Source organism: Mesorhizobium muleiense (genome assembly GCF_900099905.1).
Taxonomy (GTDB): domain Bacteria; phylum Pseudomonadota; class Alphaproteobacteria; order Rhizobiales; family Rhizobiaceae; genus Mesorhizobium; species Mesorhizobium muleiense.
Window position 1 is genome coordinate 117383 of the sequence record NZ_FNEE01000004.1, and the last position, 17328, is coordinate 134710.

General features: G+C 63.2%; 16 protein-coding genes. 8 read left to right on the forward strand and 8 right to left on the reverse strand.

Going from position 1 to position 17328, the window contains the following annotated elements:
• Positions 1-28: 28 nt before the first annotated feature.
• The 7 genes from BLT09_RS10170 to puuE all read right to left on the reverse strand — a co-directional run bounded on the left by BLT09_RS10170 (position 29) and on the right by puuE (position 6301).
• Entirely contained in the window at positions 29-2014 is a 1986-nt protein-coding gene (locus BLT09_RS10170; RefSeq protein WP_091592665.1) for a CocE/NonD family hydrolase, read from the reverse strand.
• Positions 2015-2100: 86 nt separating this feature from the next.
• The gene (locus BLT09_RS10175) at positions 2101-2520 is read right to left on the reverse strand and encodes a type II toxin-antitoxin system MqsA family antitoxin (RefSeq protein WP_167366394.1); all 420 of its coding nucleotides are present in this window, start codon (positions 2518-2520) and stop codon (positions 2101-2103) included.
• A 2-nt stretch (positions 2521-2522) separates the two neighbouring features.
• A complete protein-coding gene (locus BLT09_RS10180) occupies positions 2523-2828 on the reverse strand; it encodes a type II toxin-antitoxin system MqsR family toxin (protein ID WP_091592667.1) in 306 nt (101 codons plus the stop codon).
• A gap of 53 nt (positions 2829-2881) precedes the next feature.
• Positions 2882-3475 (reverse strand): nucleoside deaminase, encoded by a 594-nt coding sequence (locus tag BLT09_RS10185; RefSeq protein WP_091592974.1) that lies wholly within the window; start codon positions 3473-3475, stop codon positions 2882-2884.
• A complete protein-coding gene (locus BLT09_RS10190; RefSeq protein WP_091592669.1) occupies positions 3475-3978 on the reverse strand; it encodes an ureidoglycolate lyase in 504 nt (167 codons plus the stop codon). The genes BLT09_RS10185 and BLT09_RS10190 overlap by 1 nt, the downstream gene beginning before the upstream one ends.
• Positions 3975-4838, reverse strand: coding sequence for a bifunctional allantoicase/(S)-ureidoglycine aminohydrolase (locus BLT09_RS10195; protein ID WP_091592671.1), 864 nt, complete (start codon positions 4836-4838; stop codon positions 3975-3977). Before BLT09_RS10195 ends, BLT09_RS10190 begins: the two co-directional genes overlap by 4 nt.
• A 29-nt stretch (positions 4839-4867) precedes the next feature.
• Entirely contained in the window at positions 4868-6301 is a 1434-nt protein-coding gene (puuE, locus tag BLT09_RS10200; RefSeq protein ID WP_091592673.1) for an allantoinase PuuE, read from the reverse strand.
• A gap of 193 nt (positions 6302-6494) precedes the next feature.
• Between puuE and uraH the strand changes: the two genes are divergently transcribed.
• The 4 genes from uraH (at position 6495) to xdhC (ending at position 11769) form a co-directional block, all read left to right on the forward strand.
• The gene (gene uraH, locus BLT09_RS10205; RefSeq protein WP_091592675.1) at positions 6495-6869 is read left to right on the forward strand and encodes a hydroxyisourate hydrolase; all 375 of its coding nucleotides are present in this window, start codon (positions 6495-6497) and stop codon (positions 6867-6869) included.
• 3 nt (positions 6870-6872) lie between these two features.
• Positions 6873-8354, forward strand: a complete 1482-nt coding sequence (gene xdhA / locus BLT09_RS10210; protein ID WP_091592677.1) for a xanthine dehydrogenase small subunit — start codon at positions 6873-6875, stop codon at positions 8352-8354.
• Positions 8354-10702, forward strand: a complete 2349-nt coding sequence (gene xdhB / locus BLT09_RS10215) for a xanthine dehydrogenase molybdopterin binding subunit (RefSeq protein ID WP_091592679.1) — start codon at positions 8354-8356, stop codon at positions 10700-10702. Before xdhA ends, xdhB begins: the two co-directional genes overlap by 1 nt.
• A gap of 77 nt (positions 10703-10779) precedes the next feature.
• Entirely contained in the window at positions 10780-11769 is a 990-nt protein-coding gene (gene xdhC / locus BLT09_RS10220; protein ID WP_091592976.1) for a xanthine dehydrogenase accessory protein XdhC, read from the forward strand.
• 21 nt (positions 11770-11790) lie between these two features.
• Here xdhC and BLT09_RS10225 read toward each other — a convergent pair whose 3' ends face one another.
• Complete coding sequence (locus tag BLT09_RS10225) at positions 11791-12711, reverse strand: LysR family transcriptional regulator (protein WP_023796825.1); 921 nt, start codon at positions 12709-12711, stop codon at positions 11791-11793.
• Positions 12712-12954: 243 nt separating this feature from the next.
• Here BLT09_RS10225 and BLT09_RS10230 point away from each other — a divergent pair, with 243 nt between their 5' ends.
• The 4 genes from BLT09_RS10230 to BLT09_RS10245 all read left to right on the forward strand — a co-directional run bounded on the left by BLT09_RS10230 (position 12955) and on the right by BLT09_RS10245 (position 17328).
• Positions 12955-14172, forward strand: a complete 1218-nt coding sequence (locus tag BLT09_RS10230) for a urate hydroxylase PuuD (RefSeq protein ID WP_091592681.1) — start codon at positions 12955-12957, stop codon at positions 14170-14172.
• Positions 14173-14174: 2 nt separating this feature from the next.
• Positions 14175-15488 (forward strand): guanine deaminase, encoded by a 1314-nt coding sequence (guaD, locus tag BLT09_RS10235; protein WP_091592683.1) that lies wholly within the window; start codon positions 14175-14177, stop codon positions 15486-15488.
• A gap of 74 nt (positions 15489-15562) precedes the next feature.
• Complete coding sequence (locus BLT09_RS10240; RefSeq protein WP_091592685.1) at positions 15563-16066, forward strand: heme-degrading domain-containing protein; 504 nt, start codon at positions 15563-15565, stop codon at positions 16064-16066.
• Positions 16063-17328: a glycerate kinase type-2 family protein gene (locus BLT09_RS10245; RefSeq protein WP_091592687.1), complete on the forward strand. Its 1266-nt coding sequence runs from the start codon at positions 16063-16065 to the stop codon at positions 17326-17328. Before BLT09_RS10240 ends, BLT09_RS10245 begins: the two co-directional genes overlap by 4 nt.

Sequence of the window (17328 nt, forward strand, 5' to 3'; positions counted from 1 at the left end):
TCGCAATTGGACCAATCCGCATAAGCGCTCAAAGCAGATCGCGCGGGATTTTCTCTTCGAAATTACGCTCGAAAACCAGTTCCTCGCCTTCATAGGCTTCGATTCTGGCGCTAATAATGAAGTTTTGCGCATCGGACCGCATCTCGGCTGACGTTTCTGTGCGCACCGACCATCCATTTCGCGACAGCGTCTGCGTCCAGTGCGTCTTGCCCGACGCTGACAGCGGATTGTCAGGATGGATCGCCCATGTCTCGCGGGCGACGCTGCCATTGGCGAGGCCATGCTCCAGGTCGCGCACCTCGCCGAAATCGTCGACAATGGAAAGCGTGACGATTCCGGTCTTCTCGTCGCGATCAACATGACGCTCCGAATTGGCGGCACGGACCGTTTCGGTTGCCCAGGGCACGGCTGCCTCGGGCGTAGGGAACGTGACTTCGTCGCCTTGCGCCAGCGGGCGCAGCGGCAGCTTCAGCGTTGCCGCCGACAGGTCGAGCCGGACCGGTTCCGGCGATGGCCAGATCATCGGCCAGTAGGCGTTCGAAACGGCAATACGCAGGCGGTGGCCTGATGGTACGCGATAGGCACATTGGTCGAGCACGACCCGGGCGTTGACGGCTTCGCCCGGCACCAGCGCTTGCGGGAATTCGTGCGAATTGCGGTGGGTCAGGTTGAGCACGCCGTAGGAGATCAACTCGGACGCTCCGTCGGGATGCACGTCGCACAGCCGGATCGCGATGTTCGCTTGCGGCCGGTCGGACGAAACCCTGACCAGCACTTCCGGTGCGCCGACAATGTCGATCGCTTCGGTCAGCACCGGCTGGTCGAAACACACCGACAGCGCATCGTCGGGGCGCTGGTCGCCGGGCAGTTCCGGCCCGAAGGTGAAGGGGAAATATTCGCCGCCGGCGAGGCCGCAGCTTTGTGGCGAAGCCACGATTGCAGGCCTGGCGCCTTCCGGGATCAGTTCGATCGCCTCAGCCTTGATGTTGGGCGATGGCCAGTCTGCTTCGGCAACCCAGCGGCCGGGCCGCTCGGGATGCCAACGCGCGGGGCGCACGCTGTCCATCACATAGGCGCGGTAGGCCGGGTCGGCCTCGACGCCGGTGTCGATGCCTTTCAACCAGCGGTCCCACCAGCGCAACGCCTCCTGCAGGAAACCGATCGCTGGTTTCGGTGCGGCGTAATGCGGGTACTTGTGGATCCACGGGCCGACGATGCCCTTGACCGGCGCCTCGATATTGGCCGCGAGGTGGGAAATCGTATTGCGATAGCCGTCATGCCAGCCGCCGATCGACAGCACGGCGGCTTGGATGGCGGAATAGTCCTCGCAGATCGAACCGCGCTTCCAATAGGCGTCGCGGTGCTGGTGTCTCAGCCACAGCGGCGCCAGGAAGGGCTGGTTCTCCAGCCGGGTCAGCCATAGGTCGCGCCATCTGTTGTCGCCGGCCAGCAGCGGATCCGGCGGCCGCGAGGAATAGGACAGCATGGTCGAGGCCCAGCCGAAATTCTCGATCAGTAGGCAGCCGCCCTTGTAGTGGATGTCGTCCGCATAGCGGTCGACGGTCGAGCAGAGGCTGATGACTGCCTTTAGCGCCGGCGGCTGCTTGGCTGCCGTCTGCAGGCAGTTGAAGCCGCCCCAGGAGATGCCCATCATGCCGACACTGCCGCTGCACCAGGGCTGGGCCGCCGCCCAGGCAATCACGTCGCAAGCGTCCTGCAATTCCTGCTCGGAATATTCGTCATCCATCAGCCCTTCGGAATCGCCATTGCCACGCATGTCGACGCGGATCGAGGCGTAGCCGTGGCCGGCGAAATAGGGATGCGTCAGCTGATCGCGAAAGATCGTGCCGTCGCGCTTGCGGTAAGGCAGGTGCTCGAGGATCGCCGGCACCGGATCGTCGGCAGCATCGGCCGGCATCCACACTCGCGCCGACAGCCGGCAGCCATCCGGCATGACGATGCCCATGTCCGGAAATTCGACGACCTTGCGGGCAAATTCAGTGATGGTCTTCATGCGGGGCATAACGCCCCGCAGCGAGGCGACTTTCAATCGTCATTCGCGACTGGAGCAAAAAAATATGCGACCTGTCAGGGAGCGCGCTATCGCAACTCGTCCAGCAGTTCGGGATGTTTTTCCAACAGCGTCATCAACTGAATGGTCGGGCCACTCGGCTCAATCAAACCCCGTTCGTATTTGTCGAAAGCGTTCTCGCCGACTTTGAACAGGGATCCCGCCTCGCGCTGCGACAGTTTGAGCTTTGTGCGCACGCGACGGATGGTGGCCGGCGCCGGAACGCCGTCGATCTTTTCTTTGAGGATGCGGAGCGCTGCATCGACGACAGTCATGTCGTCCCCGACATGCACGCCCTCATCTCCCGATGGGAGATAATACCCCGGCAGATCGACGATCATGCTCTCGCCCTTGTAAGTCACAGTGAACGGACGCACTCCACGCGTCAGCGTTTCTCCTGTTTCCGGGGAGATCATGGTGTTCGTTTCATTATTTACTTTCGTCGTCATAGTCACTTTTCCTTGAACGACATGACTGTGAATCCGGTCACGACGTCCGCCTGAAATTTCACGTAGAGCACCAACTCGCGTGCTGGCACGTGGTAGACATCTTGCCAGACACGATGGTCGGCGAATGTCGTCATTGACTTTACAAACATTTTTCGCGTGATGCTGCCGATCACCTCGACTATACCGGAGCGATCGAAGCCGAGGCCAACCGCATCCCGCAGGGCGGACGTCGTGATTGCCAGCGTATCTACAGAGCCCAACTCCGCCTTGATCGCATCAAGATCGTAAGTGGGCCTGCGTTTCTCCATAACGCAGTATGCCACCATAAAGGGGGCATTTCAAGCTTTGAACTTTGCGGCATTCAACTCAACGGAATGTCGTTGTCAGCCTTGCTCGTCTGATAGGCGCTGGACAATTCGTCATAGCGTGCGGAGATTTTGCCGATCCGCGTTTCCAGTCGCACACGCTCGGTCTCGGGCAGCGACCACACCAGTTTTCGGATCGAAAAACTCTTCCAGTAGTCGTTCTCGGCATTGTAGCCGCCGGGGTCGAGGGTGAAGACCTCTTTCAGGATCTTCAGATCGTGCGGGATGGCGAAGCTGTCGCGCGAATCCTCATGCGAAAAAAGATAGTAGAAATTATCGAAGCCGGTCCAGGTGATCGCTGACAGGCAGAGCGAGCAGGGTTCGTGCGTGGCGAGAAAAATCGCGTCCCTGGTGTCGACGCGCTCAGCCTTCGGCATTTCATAAAACCGCTTCAGGCAATGCACTTCACCATGCCAGAGCGGATTTTCCGTCTCGTTGTTGGTTTCGGCGAGCACCAGCGAACGGTCGTTCTTGCGCAGGATCGCGGCGCCGAACAGCTTGTTGCCGTGGGCGACTCCTTCGGCTGTCTTCGGCACGATGTCATGCTCGATGACGTCGAGCAGTCGGTCGATCAGCGAGACGTCGACCATCATCCGGTCCCCTTGGGAAGATGGATCTCATAGGCGTGCGAGAAATGGCATTCTTCGAGGTTGGAGCCGTCGCCACCGCGATCGACGACGAGAAAGTCCTGGGCCTCGCCGATCGGCGTCAGCACGCCGTGCCAGCGATTGCGAGGATAATTGACGCCCTGCCCGGGCGCGGTGAGGAAGGCGTGCGGCTCGCCCGGGCCGTCGTCGCCATCATGGCAGACGACGACCAGGAACGGCCGTGGCGACAGCGGGATGAAAGCCTGGCTGCCGAACGGATGACGCTCGACCATGGTGAGCTTCAGCGGAAAATCGTAAGGCGTGCCGCGCACCATGGAAATCAGCACGCGCCCATTCGGCCCCTGCGCTTCGAAGGTGGCGAGGTCGTGGTAGCGCTCGGCCTTCCCGCCATTGATCGGGTAGTGATTGTCGCCGCCCATATCGATGACGTCGCCGAACTCGGCAAAATTTTCGCGGGTCAGCGGCCGCGCCACGATGCGGGTCATGGCGCGCGCCTCCCGACGCCGGCGCCACCAAGCTTGGCGTGCCGGTTGACATCCTTGTAGAGCAAATAGCGGAATTTTCCGGGGCCGCCAGCATAGCAGGCCTGCGGACAGAAGGCGCGCAGCCACATATAGTCGCCGGCCTCGACCTCGACCCAGTCCTGGTTGAGGCGGTAGACCGCCTTGCCCTCCAGCACATAGAGGCCGTGTTCCATGACATGCGTCTCGGCGAAGGGAATGACCGCGCCCGGTTCGAGCGTGACGATGGTGACATGCATGTCGTGGCGCATGTCTTCAGAGTCAACGAAGCGCGTCGTCGCCCAACAGCCCTCGGTGCCGGGCATCGGCGTCGGCGCAATGTCCTGTTCGTTGGCAAAGAAGGCTTGCGGGACATCAATGCCTTCGACGGCTTCGTAAGCCTTGCGGATCCAGTGGAAGCGGACAGCAGCGCTGCTCTCGTTGCGAACGCTCCATCCGCTGGTCGGCGGCAGGAAAGCAAAGCCGCCCGGCTGCAGGACATGCTTCTCGCCAGCCAGCAAAACGCTCAGCTCGCCCTCGACCACAAACAGGGCGCCCTCGGCGCCGGCATCCGGTTCCGGCCGGTCGCTGCCGCCGCCGGGCGCGACCTCGACGATGTATTGCGAAAACGTCTCGGCAAACCCGGACAGCGGGCGCGACAGCACCCAGACGCGGGTCTTGTCCCAGAACGGCAGGGCGCTGGTGACGATGTCCTGCATCACCCCCCTTGGAATAACGGCGTAGGCCTCGGTGAAGACAGCGCGGCCGGTCAGCAGCTCGCTCTGGCCGGGGTGGCCGCCCTGCGGCGCGTAATAGGTTCGGTCGGCCATTTTCATCGTGTCCATCAGTTCAGAGCCTATTGCGGAAGCAAGGCCTATTGCGGAAGCATGTCCTTGAGGCGGAGCAGTGCGATGCGCTCGACCTGTTTGCAGGCGGTTTCGAATTCAACGCCGCGGCTGTTGCCGATGCGCGCCTCGAACTCCGCCAGGATTTCTTTCTTGGTCTTGCCTTTCACCGCGATGATGAAGGGGAAGTCGAAATTGGCGACGTAGGCGGCATTGAGCTTTGAGAACAGCTCGCGCTCCTTGTCGGTCAACGCCTCGAGCCCTGCGGAAGCCTGTTCCCTGGCCGATTCCGCAGTCAGCCGCTTGGTTTGCGCCAGTTTGCCGGCAAGGTCGGGATGGGCGTTGAGCACGGAGAGCCGCTCGGCCCCGCTGGCGCCGCGAAAGACACGGCACAGCGCATTGTGCAGACCGCCGGCACTGTCATGCGCCGGACCGAGCTCCAGCTCATAGGCGCGCTCGGCGATCCACGGCGAATGCTCGAATACGCCGCCGAATGCCTGGACGAAAGCCTCGAATTCCATCTTCGACGGGCGCAGCGTCGGCGGCCGGAACGGATGGTTCTCTTGCCAGTGCCTTGCAATGTCGATGCGTCGCGCCAGCCAGACCCTGTCGTGTGATTTGACGTAGTCGACGAAGCGCTTCAGCGCCGCGACCCGGCCCGGCCGGCCGACGAGGCGGCAGTGCAGGCCGATATTCATCATGCGCGGCCGTCCTGCCTTGCCCTCGGCATAGAGCGTATCGAAACTATCCCTGAGATAGGCGAAGAACTGGTCGCCCGAGTTGAAGCCCTGCGGCGTGGCGAAACGCATATCGTTGGCGTCGAGCGTATAGGGGATGATGAGCTGCGGCTTTGCCGACCCGTCCGGCCCACCATGCTCGAACCAGTACGGCAGTTCATCGTCATAGGTGTCCGACACATAGTCGAAGCCGCCCTCTTCCGCCGCCAGCCGCACGGTGTTGATCGATGTGCGGCCGGTGTACCAGCCGGTCGGCCGTGCGCCTGTCACCTCGTAATGCAGCCGGATTGCCTCGTCCATGTCGCGGCGTTCGTCTTCCGGCGCATGGTCGCGATAGTCGATCCATCTCAGCCCGTGCGAGGCAACCTCCCAGCCGGCCTCCTGCATCGCCACGACCTGGTCGGGCGAACGCGCCAGTGCTGTAGCGACGCCGTAGCAGGTGATCGGCACCTCAGCCTCGGTGAACAGGCGCAGCAATCGCCAGAAGCCGGCGCGGGCGCCATATTCGTAGATCGATTCCATGTTCCGGTGGCGCTGCCCGGGCCAAGGTGCAGCGCCGACGATCTCGGACAGGAAGGCTTCCGAAGCCTTGTCGCCGTGCAGGACGCAATTTTCGCCGCCTTCCTCGTAATTGACGACGAACTGCACCGCGACATGCGCCCTGCCGGGCCATTTTGGATCCGGCGGATTGGCGCCGTAGCCGCGCATGTCTCGTTCGTAACGCATTGTCGCTCCTGCCGGATAGTGTGATCAGGATAGTCGAAAGGATTGCTTGCGCATTCCCCCGAAAATTTTTGAAAGTGTTTTTGCAGCACTTCACTCGACCGGGACTTATGCATCGCCTTTAATGGGCGCACAATTCGCCAAACATGTTCGACTGTACCGGACATGTTCGAGTGTACCGGAATGGGAGCAGCCAGTGGCGGAAACGTCGAAAGCCGAAGGCGGACGTCTGACGACCCATGTCCTCGACACCGCGGCCGGCAGGCCGGCGGCAGGCCTGTCGATCGAGCTTTACCGCATCAACGACGACATGCGGACGCATCTGAAGACAGCGGTCACCAACGCCGACGGCCGGTGTGACGCGCCGCTGCTTGCCGACGCGGAATTCCGCACCGGCGAATACGAGCTGGTCTTCGCCGCCGGCGACTATCTGCGCCGGCAGGGGTTGAGACTGCCGGAACCGGCCTTCCTCGACAGCGTGCCGATCCGCTTCGGCATGGCCGAGCCGATGCACTATCACGTGCCGCTGCTCATATCGCCCTACGGCTATTCGACCTATCGGGGGAGCTGAGACATGACGAGGCTCAAGATACGCAATGAGATACGCTTCATCCTCAATGGCGAGGATGTTGCGCTGACTACGGTCGCGCCCGACGAGACCTTGCTCGACTGGCTGCGGCTCGAGCGCTCGCTGCGCGGCACCAAGGAAGGCTGCGCCGAGGGCGACTGCGGCGCTTGCACCGTGCTGGTCGGAAGGCTGTCAGGCGGCCGGCTCGTCTATGAAAGCGTCAATGCCTGCATCCGCTTCCTTGGCTCGCTCGATCGCACGCATGTCGTAACCGTCGAGCATCTGCGCGGCGACGGCGAAAAACTGCATCCGGTGCAGCAGGCGATGGTCGATTTCCACGGCTCGCAATGCGGCTTCTGCACGCCGGGCTTCGTCATGTCGCTTTATGCCCTGTGGATGCGGTCACCGGAGCCGTCGGATGCAGCCATCGAAAAGGCGCTTCAGGGCAATCTCTGCCGCTGCACCGGCTACGAGGCGATCATGCGGGCGGCACGTGCCATCTCCAGCTACGGCAAGGCGGCAAAGGATCCGCTGGCAGCGGAGCGCGAGGCGATCACGAGCAAGCTCGAAGCGATGAAAGACGGTTCGCGCATCGAGATCGGCGCCGGCAAGCAGCGCCTGGTCGTCCCGGCCGATGCCGACGACCTCGCCGCCGTGCTCGACAAGGAGCCGGGTGCCACCATCGTTGCCGGTTCGACCGATGTCGGCCTGTGGGTGACCAAGCACATGCGCGAGATTGCGCCGGCGATCTTCATCGGCAATCTCGACGGGCTGTGCCGGATTTCCGAAGACAAGGGCATCATCTCGATCGGCGCTGGTGTCACCTACACCGAGGCTTTCTCAATGCTGGCGAAACGCATCCCGGCGCTGGGCCCGCTGTTCGATCGCATCGGCGGCGACCAGGTGCGCAACATGGGCACGATCGGCGGCAACATCGCCAATGGCTCGCCGATCGGCGACACGCCGCCGCCGCTGATCGCACTCGGCGCGCGGCTGACGCTGCGCCGCGGCAACAAGCGGCGGACGATCTCGCTTGAAGACTTCTTCATCGCCTATGGCAAGCAGGACCGACAGCCGGGCGAATTCGTCGAGGCCGTGCATGTCCCAGTGCCGGGCAGGGATACCAAATTCGCCGTCTACAAGATCACCAAGCGCCGTGACGAGGACATAACCGCCGCACTTGGCGCATTCCTGCTGGCCCTGGCCAAGGACGGCACGGTGGCGGAGGTGCGCATCGCCTATGGCGGCATGGCGGCAACGCCGAAGCGGGCTTTCGGCGTGGAAAAGGCGCTGCTCGGCAGGCCCTGGACGGAACCGACGGTCGAGACCGCCATGGCCGAGTACGCCAAAGACTTTACCCCGCTGACCGACATGCGGGCGAGCGCCGAATACCGGGCGCTGGCGGCGCGCAACCTGCTGTTGCGGTTCTTCGCCGAGACCAGCGGCACCAAAGCACCGATCCAGATATCGCGCCACGAGGCGGCGTGATGACCAAGCACGCTCCAAACCTCAAGGCGCAGAAAATCGCTGGTGGCGTTGCCACCGACCAGCGTCATGATTCCGCGCACAAGCATGTCCGCGGCACGGCCGTCTATATCGATGACATGCCGGAATCATCCGGCATGCTGCATGGCTGCCTCGGGCTTTCGACGGCCACGCATGCCACCATCAGCAGCATGGACCTGGCGGCGGTGCGCGCAGCACCCGGCGTCGTCGACGTGCTGACGGCGAGCGACGTGCCGGGCGAAAACGACATTTCGCCGACCGGCCGCCACGACGAACCGGTGCTGGCCGACGGCAAGGTGCAGTTCTTCGGCCAACCGATCTTTTGCGTCATCGCCGAAACCCGCGAGCAGGCGCGCCGCGCCACAAGGCTGGCCAAGGTCGAATACAAGGAATTGCCTTTCGTCACCGACATCGGCGTCCTCGATCCCAGGAAGGACAAGCTGGTCACGCCGCCGCTGACCCTGAGGCGCGGCGATGCCGCGGCTGCGATCAGGGCGGCGCCGCGCCGGCTGAAAGGAAAAATGCGCATCGGCGGCCAGGACCATTTTTATCTCGAAGGCCAGATCGCCATGGCCATTCCCGGCGAGGATCAGGACGTCACGATTTATTCGTCGACCCAGCATCCGAGCGAAATCCAGCACATGGTCAGCCATGCGCTCGGCGTGCCGAGCCATGCCGTCACGGTCGAGATCCGCCGCATGGGCGGCGGCTTTGGCGGCAAGGAAACGCAAGGCAACCAGTTTGCCGCGCTCGCGGCGATTGCTGCGAAAAAACACCATCGCGCGGTGAAAATCCGGCCCGACCGTGACGACGACATGATCGCCACCGGCAAGCGCCATGACTTCCTCGTCGATTACGAGGTCGGCTTCGACGACGAAGGCAATATCCTCGGCGTCGATTTCATGTTTGCGGCGCGCTGCGGCTTCTCGGCGGACCTGTCGGGCCCGGTCACCGATCGCGCGCTGTTCCACTGCGACAACACCTATTTCTGGCCGGCGGTTCATGCGCAATCGGCGCCGCTCTACACCAACACCGTGTCGAACACCGCCTTCCGCGGCTTCGGCGGGCCGCAAGGCATGGTCGGCGCCGAGCGTGTCATCGAAGAGGTCGCCTTTGCCGTTGGCAAGGACCCGCTCGAGATTCGCAAGAAGAATTTTTATGGCACCAGCGACCGCAACGTCACGCCCTATCACCAGACGGTCGAGGACAACATCATCCACCGCATCGTCGCCGAGCTGGAGGCGAGTTGCGACTATGCGAGGCGTCGCCGCACCATTGAAGCTTTCAACGCCAACAGCCGCTTCATCAAGCGTGGATTGGCGCTGACGCCGGTCAAGTTCGGCATCTCGTTTACCGCGACGCACTACAATCAGGCCGGCGCGCTGGTGCATGTGTACACCGACGGTTCGGTGCATCTGAACCATGGCGGCACCGAGATGGGGCAGGGTCTCTACGTCAAGGTGGCGCAGGTGGTGGCGGAAGAATTCCAGATCGACCTCAACCAGGTAAAGATCACCGCGACCACGACCGGCAAGGTTCCGAACACCTCGGCGACCGCCGCATCGTCCGGTTCCGACCTCAACGGCATGGCGGCGCAGAACGCGGCCCGGCAGATCAAGGAGCGGTTGACCAACTTCGCCGCCGAAAAATACCAGGTGCCGCGCGATCAGGTGCTGTTCCTGCCCAACCGGGTGCGTATCGGCAACCAGGAGATCGCCTTCGCCGATCTCGTCAGGCAGGCCTACATGGCGCGCATCCAGCTTTCGGCGGCGGGCTTCTACAAGACGCCGAAAATCCACTGGGATCGCGACAAGGGCGAGGGTCGTCCCTTCTATTATTTCGCCTATGGCGCCGCGTGCTCGGAAGTCTCGGTCGACACGCTGACCGGCGAATATGTCGTCGAGCGCACCGACATCCTGCACGAGACCGGCCGCTCGCTGAACCGCGCCATTGACCTTGGCCAGGTCGAAGGTGGCTTCATCCAGGGCATGGGATGGCTGACGACTGAGGAGCTTTGGTGGGACGAAAAGGGCCGGCTGCGCACCCATGCGCCGTCGACCTACAAGATTCCGCTCGCCTCGGACCGACCGAAGATCTTCAATGTGACGCTGGCCGATTGGCCGGAAGCGAGCGAACCGACGGTGCACCGCTCCAAGGCGGTCGGCGAGCCGCCGCTGCCGCTCGGCATCTCGGTGCTGCATGCGCTGTCGGATGCGGTGGCAAGCGTTGCCGGCCATCGGATCTGCCCGCGCCTCGACCCACCGGCGACGCCGGAGCGGGTGCTGATGGCGATCGAACGGCTGAAGAGGGAAGCCAAGGCTGGTGCTTGAACTCGGTCCCGGGGTTCGTACAAGGCGTGCAATCCGGGCCGAAAAACCCTATGTTTCCCGATAGGGAAAGCAAAAACATGACCTCGAAAGTGCAAAGCCTGAAAGCATTTCTTGGCGGCGCCGGGCGGGTTGCCCTGGTCGAGGTGGCTGGCACCAAAGGCTCGACGCCCCGCGAGAAGGGCGCCTTCATGCTCGTCTCGGGCGCGGCGATTTTTGGCACGATCGGCGGCGGCCAGCTCGAATTCATCGCGATCGATAAGGCACGGCAGCTGCTTTTCTCCCCCCTTGAGGGGGAGATGGCCGCGGAGCGGCCAGAGGGGGTCGTCTCAGAAGGCACCGCCAGAGCGTCGAGCACTGCCGCGGCGACCCCACCCGACGGCTTCGCCGCCACCCTCCCCTCAAGGGGGAGGGATATCCGTGCTACCCTCGATGTCCCGCTCGGGCCCGAGATCGGGCAGTGCTGCGGCGGCAGGGTCGAGGTGCTGATCCGGCTGGTCGACACGGCGTTGGCGCAAGAGCTGGTCGCGGCGGCGGACGCCGAGCAGGCGCAGCTGCCGCATGTCTACATCTTCGGCGGCGGCCATGTCGGCCAGGCGCTGGCCTCGGCGGTGGCCTTGCTGCCGGTCCGTGTCGTCGTTGTCGAGACGCGGGCCGGGGCGCTGGAGGGCATGCCGGACACGGTCGAAACCAGCCTGACGCCAATGCCCGAGGCGATGGTGCGCAAGGCTTCGGCTGGCGCCGCATTCGTCGTTCTCACTCACGACCACGCACTGGATTTCCTGATCGTCGCCGAGGCACTGAAACGCCGGGATGCCGCCTATGTCGGCATGATCGGCTCGAAGACCAAGAAGGCGACATTCAGGAACTGGTTCCTGAAGGCGGCGGACGGCAGCGAGGCGCAATTTGCCGGCCTCGTCTCGCCGATCGGCGGCGATGCGGTCAAGGACAAGCGTCCGCAAGTCATTGCGGCCTTGGCGGCGGCCGAGATCATGACGGCACTGGCCGCCCATGCTGGCGCGCGAGCCGCGCCGCACCCCGTCTCTCGTGGCAAGGCAATGGCCGGCTGACGGCCAGAATTCGAGCAACGCTCATTTGCCGGCCAGAATTTCCTTGATCAGCCGTTGGCAGCGCTCGGCCATGAAATCGAGCAGCAGCCGCACCTTCGGGTCCTGCAGCTTCTTGTGCGGGTAGACGGCGGCGAACTGCACCGGCGTCGGTGGCGTGTCGGGCAGGATCACCTTCAGACGCCGGTCGCGGATGAACGGCTCGACCTCGAAGCGCGGCTTGTTGATGATGCCGCGGCCCGACAGCGCCCAGCCGGTCAGCACGTCGCCATCGTCGGTGTCATAGGGTCCGTGCACCTCGAATTTCCGCGGACCGTCGGCCGTCTGCAGCGTCCACACATATTCGCGCGCGCCGGCGTAGCGCAGCATCAAACAGTCGTGTTTGCTGGCGATCAGTTCCTGCGGCTCGGTCGGTTCGCCGCGCGTCTCCAGATATTTCGGCGCCGCCACCAGCACCCGCTCGCACTCCATGATGCCGCGCATTCTCAGGCTGGAATCCTCGATGATACCCAGTCTGAACGCGACGTCGATGCCTTCCTTCATGATGTCGACATTGTGGTCCGAAAGCCTCAGCCGAACCTCGATGTCAGGATATTTGTCGTGGAAATCGGGGATTCCCGACGCCACCAGCCGCCGGCCGAGGCCAAGCGGCGCTGTCACCTTGATGGTGCCACGCGGCTGGCCGGACAAAGCGCTGACAGCGGCTTCCGCCTCGGTGACCGCCTCAAGCACCTGCTTGGCGCCGGAGTAGAACACCGTGCCGTGCTCGGTCGGCATCAATTGCCGCGTCGTGCGATTGAACAGCCTGACACCGAGATGTTTTTCGAGCTCCTTGATGCGGTTGGAGGCGACCGCTGGCGAAATGCGCATGTCGCGCCCCGCCGCCGACAGATTGCCGAGCTCGACGACGCGAACGAAGACGGAGATGTTGTCGAGATAGGCCATGCGGCTTTGGGGCTCTCATGCGGCTGCGCAGGGATAACCCTAGTGCATGACCCCGAAAAATCGGAATCGATTTTCGGAAAGGATCATGCACCAGATAAAAGTTCTACAGCGTCCTTTGCGCGTCCAAGGGACGCGCGGCGCTGTAGTATTTTCCATTTTTTTTTGAAAGTCATCGTGCCGCTCGGCCCTTTCCGTTTGCGCTCCAGTCCGTAAAGTCACCCAATCGGCAGGGACGACTTTTCAATGATCGATTTTGCGATTTTCTGGGACTGGCTGAGTTTCGCCGTGCGCTGGCTGCATGTCGTCACCAGCATAGCCTGGATCGGCTCGTCCTTCTATTTCGTCGCGCTCGATCTCGGCTTGCGCCAGCGTCCGGGCATGCCTGTCGGCGCCTTCGGCGAAGAATGGCAGGTGCATGGCGGCGGCTTCTACCACATCCAGAAATATCTCGTGGCGCCGACCGAAATGCCTGAGCACCTGACCTGGTTCAAATGGGAATCCTACACTACCTGGCTGTCGGGCTTTGCCATGCTGTGCGTCGTCTACTATGCCGGCGCGGACCTCTTCCTGATCGATCCCAACGTGCTTGCCATGTCGGTGCCTACAGGCATCTTGCTGTCGCTGGCGACGATCGGCGTCGGCTGGGTGGTCTACGATCTCTTATGCCGTTCGCCGCTTGGCAGGAGCGACACCGGCCTGATGCTGGTGCTCTATGGCGTGCTGGTGTTCATCGCCTGGGGTCTTACCCATCTGTTCACCGGCCGCGCCGCTTTCCTGCATCTTGGCGCCATCACCGCGACGATCATGTCGGCCAATGTCTTCATGGTCATCATTCCGAACCAGAAGATCGTCGTCGCCGACCTGATCGCCGGCAGGAAGCCAGATCCGAAATACGGCAAGATCGCCAAGCAGCGCTCGCTGCACAACAATTACCTGACGCTGCCCGTTCTCTTCCTGATGCTGTCGAACCACTACCCGCTGGCGTTTGCTACCCGGTTCAACTGGGTGATCGCCTCGTTGGTTTTCATCATCGGCGTGCTGATCCGGCACTATTTCAACACCATGCATGCGCGCAAGGGCAACCCGACCTGGATCTGGCTGGCGGCCGCCGTCCTGTTCGTCGTCATCATCTGGCTGTCAACCGCGCCGAAAGTGCTGACCGGCGAAGTCAAGGCGTCCTCGACGGCACAGGTCTATATCGCCTCGGCGCATTTTCCCGCAGTGCGCGATACGGTGCTTGGCCGTTGCTCGATGTGCCATGCGCAGGAGCCGTCCTACGAGGGCATCTATCACGCGCCGAAAGGTGTGATGCTCGACACGGACGCCGGTATCGCCGGGCAGGCCCGCGAGATCTACCTGCAGGCCGGCCGCAGCCACGCGATGCCGCCCGCCAACGTCACCCATATCACCGACAAGGAGCGGGCGCTGCTGGTGGCATGGTTCGAGGAGGCGGGGAAATAGGCATGACCAGCACACTCCTGCGCGGCCGCACGCTGTCCTTTCTGCGCTGGCCTGAGACCGTCGACGACCATTCCGCCTGGCGCTACGAGGATGACGGCGGCCTGCTGCTCCGCGACGGCAGGATCGTTGCCGCAGACGCATATGCCGACGTCGAGAAAAAGGCTGATGAAGGCGTAAAAAAGATCGACCACCGCCCGCATTTGCTGCTGCCTGGTTTCATCGACGCGCATGCGCATTTTCCGCAGATGCAGGTTATCGCCTCCTACGGCGCCGAGCTGCTCGACTGGCTGAACACGTACACCTTTCCCGAGGAAACCAAATTCCAGAACGCCCAGCATGGCCGCCGCATCGCCAGGCTGTTCCTCGACGAGATGGTGCATCATGGCACGACGACAGTCGCCGCCTATTGCTCGGTCCACAAGGAATCGGCCGAGGCGTTCTTCGCCGAGTCGCATGACCGCAACATGCTCAACATCGCCGGCAAGGTGATGATGGACCGAAACGCGCCGGAGGGCGTGCTCGACACAGCGCAGTCGGCCTATGACGACAGCAAGACGCTGATTAAGGAGTGGCATGGCAAGGGGCGCCAGCACTATGCCATCACGCCGCGCTTCGCCATCACCTCCTCGCCCGAACAGTTGGAAATGGCGGGCGCGCTCTGCCGCGAATATCCTGATCTGCACATGCAGACGCATCTGTCGGAAAACCACGCCGAGATCGCCTTTACGCTGCAACTCTATCCGCAGGCACGCGACTATACCGATGTTTACGAGCGCTATGGGCTGCTCGGGCGCAAAAGCCTGTTCGGCCACTGCATCCATCTTTCGGAACGCGAGGCGGATGCGCTTTCGGACACGGGCTCGGTCGCCGTGTTCTGTCCGACCTCGAACCTGTTCCTCGGCTCGGGCCTGTTCGATTATCAGCGTTACCGCCGCCGCGAAAAACCACTCCGCATCGCCACCGCCACCGATATCGGCGGCGGCACCAATTACTCGATGCTGCGCACCATGGATGAGGGCTACAAGGTGATCGCGCTGAACGGCGAGAAGCTCAATCCGTTCCAGTCGTTCTGGCAGCTCACCCGCGGCAATGCCGAGGCGCTGTCGATCGTGGAAAAGATCGGCACGCTCGACCAAGGCAGCGATGCCGACATCGTCGTCCTCGATGCCCGCGCCACGCCGGCCATGCGGCTGCGGATGGAGACGGCGGACACGCTGGCGGAGGAGCTGTTTCTGCTGCAGACGCTGGGCGACGACCGCGCCGTGCGCGAGGTCTACGTCGCCGGGCGGGCGATGAAGACCGATATGGCGGTTTAGCTATCCCACAAGTCCCGCTTGACCCAGCGGCAGCCATCGGTCAAAGGGTGCCGCGACGTTGATAGGGGAATGACATGGCCGTTGCGGACGATATCGCTCTGATCCAGAAACAGGAAGCCGAGCTTGTCTTCTCGGTCTTCGATGAAGCTGTCGCCTTCAAGATCGGCTCGACGATCCGCGACCGGGCACTGGCCCAGGGCTTGCCGATCATCGTCGACATCAGGACCTTCGACCGGCCGCTGTTTTACGCGGCAATGCCGGGCTCGAACGCCTCCAATCCGGATTGGGCGCGGCGCAAGATCAACGTGGTGCAGCGGTTCCTGAAAAGCACCTACCGCATGGTGCTGGAGCAGCAGCGTCCCGACCGCAGCTTCAAGCCGGGCGAGGGGCTCGACATATCAGACTATGTGCTGGCCGGTGGTGGCTTTCCCATAACGGTCAAAGGTGCCGGCGTCATCGGTGTGATCGCGGTCTCGGGCCTGCCGGAGCGTGAGGATCACGGCGTCGTCGTCGATGCGCTGTGCAGCCACCTCGGCGTCGACGGGCGCCAGCTGGCACTGCCGCCGGAAGCAAAATGACCGCACTCGATCCCAAATCCTTCCTCGCCGCCATCTTCAATGCCGCCGTTGCCGCCGCCGATCCGCAGAGGACGATCAGGGATCATCTGCCGGCAATGCCGAAGGGGCGCACCATCGTCATTGGTGCAGGAAAAGGCTCGGCGCAGATGGCGGCGGCGTTCGAAAAAGTGTGGGACGGGCCGATCGAAGGGCTGGTCGTCACCCGCTACGGCTATGGCGCGACCTGCCAGCGCATCGAGATCATCGAGGCGGCGCATCCGGTGCCGGATGCCGCCGGACTCCAAGCGTCGCGCCGGCTGCTCGAAAAGGTGCAGGGGCTGACCGCGGACGATCTGGTCGTGGCGCTCATCTCAGGCGGCGGCTCGGCGCTGCTGCCGGCGCCCGCCGAAGGTCTGACGCTGGCTGACGAGATCGCCGTCAACGAGGCGCTGCTCGCCTCCGGCGCTCCGATCGCCGCCATGAACACCATCCGCAAGCATGTTTCCACCATCAAGGGCGGCAGGCTGGCGGCAGCTGCCTATCCGGCAAAGCTGGTGTCGCTGGTCGTCTCCGACATTCCCGGCGACAATCCGGCGCTGGTCGCTTCCGGCCCGACCGTTCCCGATTCCGGCAACCGTCAAGAGGCGCTGGCATCGATCGCCGCCTATGGCATGAAACTGCCGGCTGCCGTGATGGCGCATATCAATTCGCCGGCCGCCGATGCGCCGCGCGTCGATGATCCGCGTTTTTCGCGCAACGAAGTGCATCTGATCGCCTCGGCCGGCGTCTCGCTGGAAGCGGCTGCGGCCGAAGCCAGGCGCCATGGCATCGAGGCGGCCATCCTCTCCGATTCCATCGAGGGCGAAGCGCGCGAAGTTGGGGGTGTCCATGCGGCAATCGCCCGTGAAGTCGCGACGCGCAACCGGCCTTTCCCGAAGCCCGTGCTGATTCTATCAGGCGGCGAGACGACGGTGACCGTGCGGGCGAAGGGCAAGGGCGGTCGTAACACCGAGTTTCTGCTTGCCTTCGCCATCGGCATCAGCGGCATGGAGGGCGCCCATGCACTGGCCGCTGACACCGATGGCATCGACGGTTCGCAGGACAATGCCGGCGCCTTTGCCGACGGCTCGACGGTGTCGCGGATGCGGGCGGCAGGCGTCGATGCCAAGGCGATGCTTGCCGGCAACAATGCCTGGACGGCATTCAACGCCGTCGGCGATCTCTTCGTGCCCGGCCCGACCGGAACGAACGTCAATGATTTGAGGGCAATCCTGATCAGATAG

Coding starts and splice junctions, on each gene's coding strand:
- BLT09_RS10170 (WP_091592665.1), bottom strand. CDS start 2,014: ATGAAGACCATCACTGAATTTGCCCGCAAGGTCGTCGAATTTCCGGAC.
- BLT09_RS10175 (WP_167366394.1), bottom strand. CDS start 2,520: ATGACGACGAAAGTAAATAATGAAACGAACACCATGATCTCCCCGGAA.
- BLT09_RS10180 (WP_091592667.1), bottom strand. CDS start 2,828: ATGGAGAAACGCAGGCCCACTTACGATCTTGATGCGATCAAGGCGGAG.
- BLT09_RS10185 (WP_091592974.1), bottom strand. CDS start 3,475: ATGGTCGACGTCTCGCTGATCGACCGACTGCTCGACGTCATCGAGCAT.
- BLT09_RS10190 (WP_091592669.1), bottom strand. CDS start 3,978: ATGACCCGCATCGTGGCGCGGCCGCTGACCCGCGAAAATTTTGCCGAG.
- BLT09_RS10195 (WP_091592671.1), bottom strand. CDS start 4,838: ATGGACACGATGAAAATGGCCGACCGAACCTATTACGCGCCGCAGGGC.
- puuE (WP_091592673.1), bottom strand. CDS start 6,301: ATGCGTTACGAACGAGACATGCGCGGCTACGGCGCCAATCCGCCGGAT.
- xdhA (WP_091592677.1), top strand. CDS start 6,873: ATGACGAGGCTCAAGATACGCAATGAGATACGCTTCATCCTCAATGGC.
- xdhB (WP_091592679.1), top strand. CDS start 8,354: ATGACCAAGCACGCTCCAAACCTCAAGGCGCAGAAAATCGCTGGTGGC.
- xdhC (WP_091592976.1), top strand. CDS start 10,780: ATGACCTCGAAAGTGCAAAGCCTGAAAGCATTTCTTGGCGGCGCCGGG.
- BLT09_RS10225 (WP_023796825.1), bottom strand. CDS start 12,711: ATGGCCTATCTCGACAACATCTCCGTCTTCGTTCGCGTCGTCGAGCTC.
- BLT09_RS10230 (WP_091592681.1), top strand. CDS start 12,955: ATGATCGATTTTGCGATTTTCTGGGACTGGCTGAGTTTCGCCGTGCGC.
- guaD (WP_091592683.1), top strand. CDS start 14,175: ATGACCAGCACACTCCTGCGCGGCCGCACGCTGTCCTTTCTGCGCTGG.
- BLT09_RS10240 (WP_091592685.1), top strand. CDS start 15,563: ATGGCCGTTGCGGACGATATCGCTCTGATCCAGAAACAGGAAGCCGAG.
- BLT09_RS10245 (WP_091592687.1), top strand. CDS start 16,063: ATGACCGCACTCGATCCCAAATCCTTCCTCGCCGCCATCTTCAATGCC.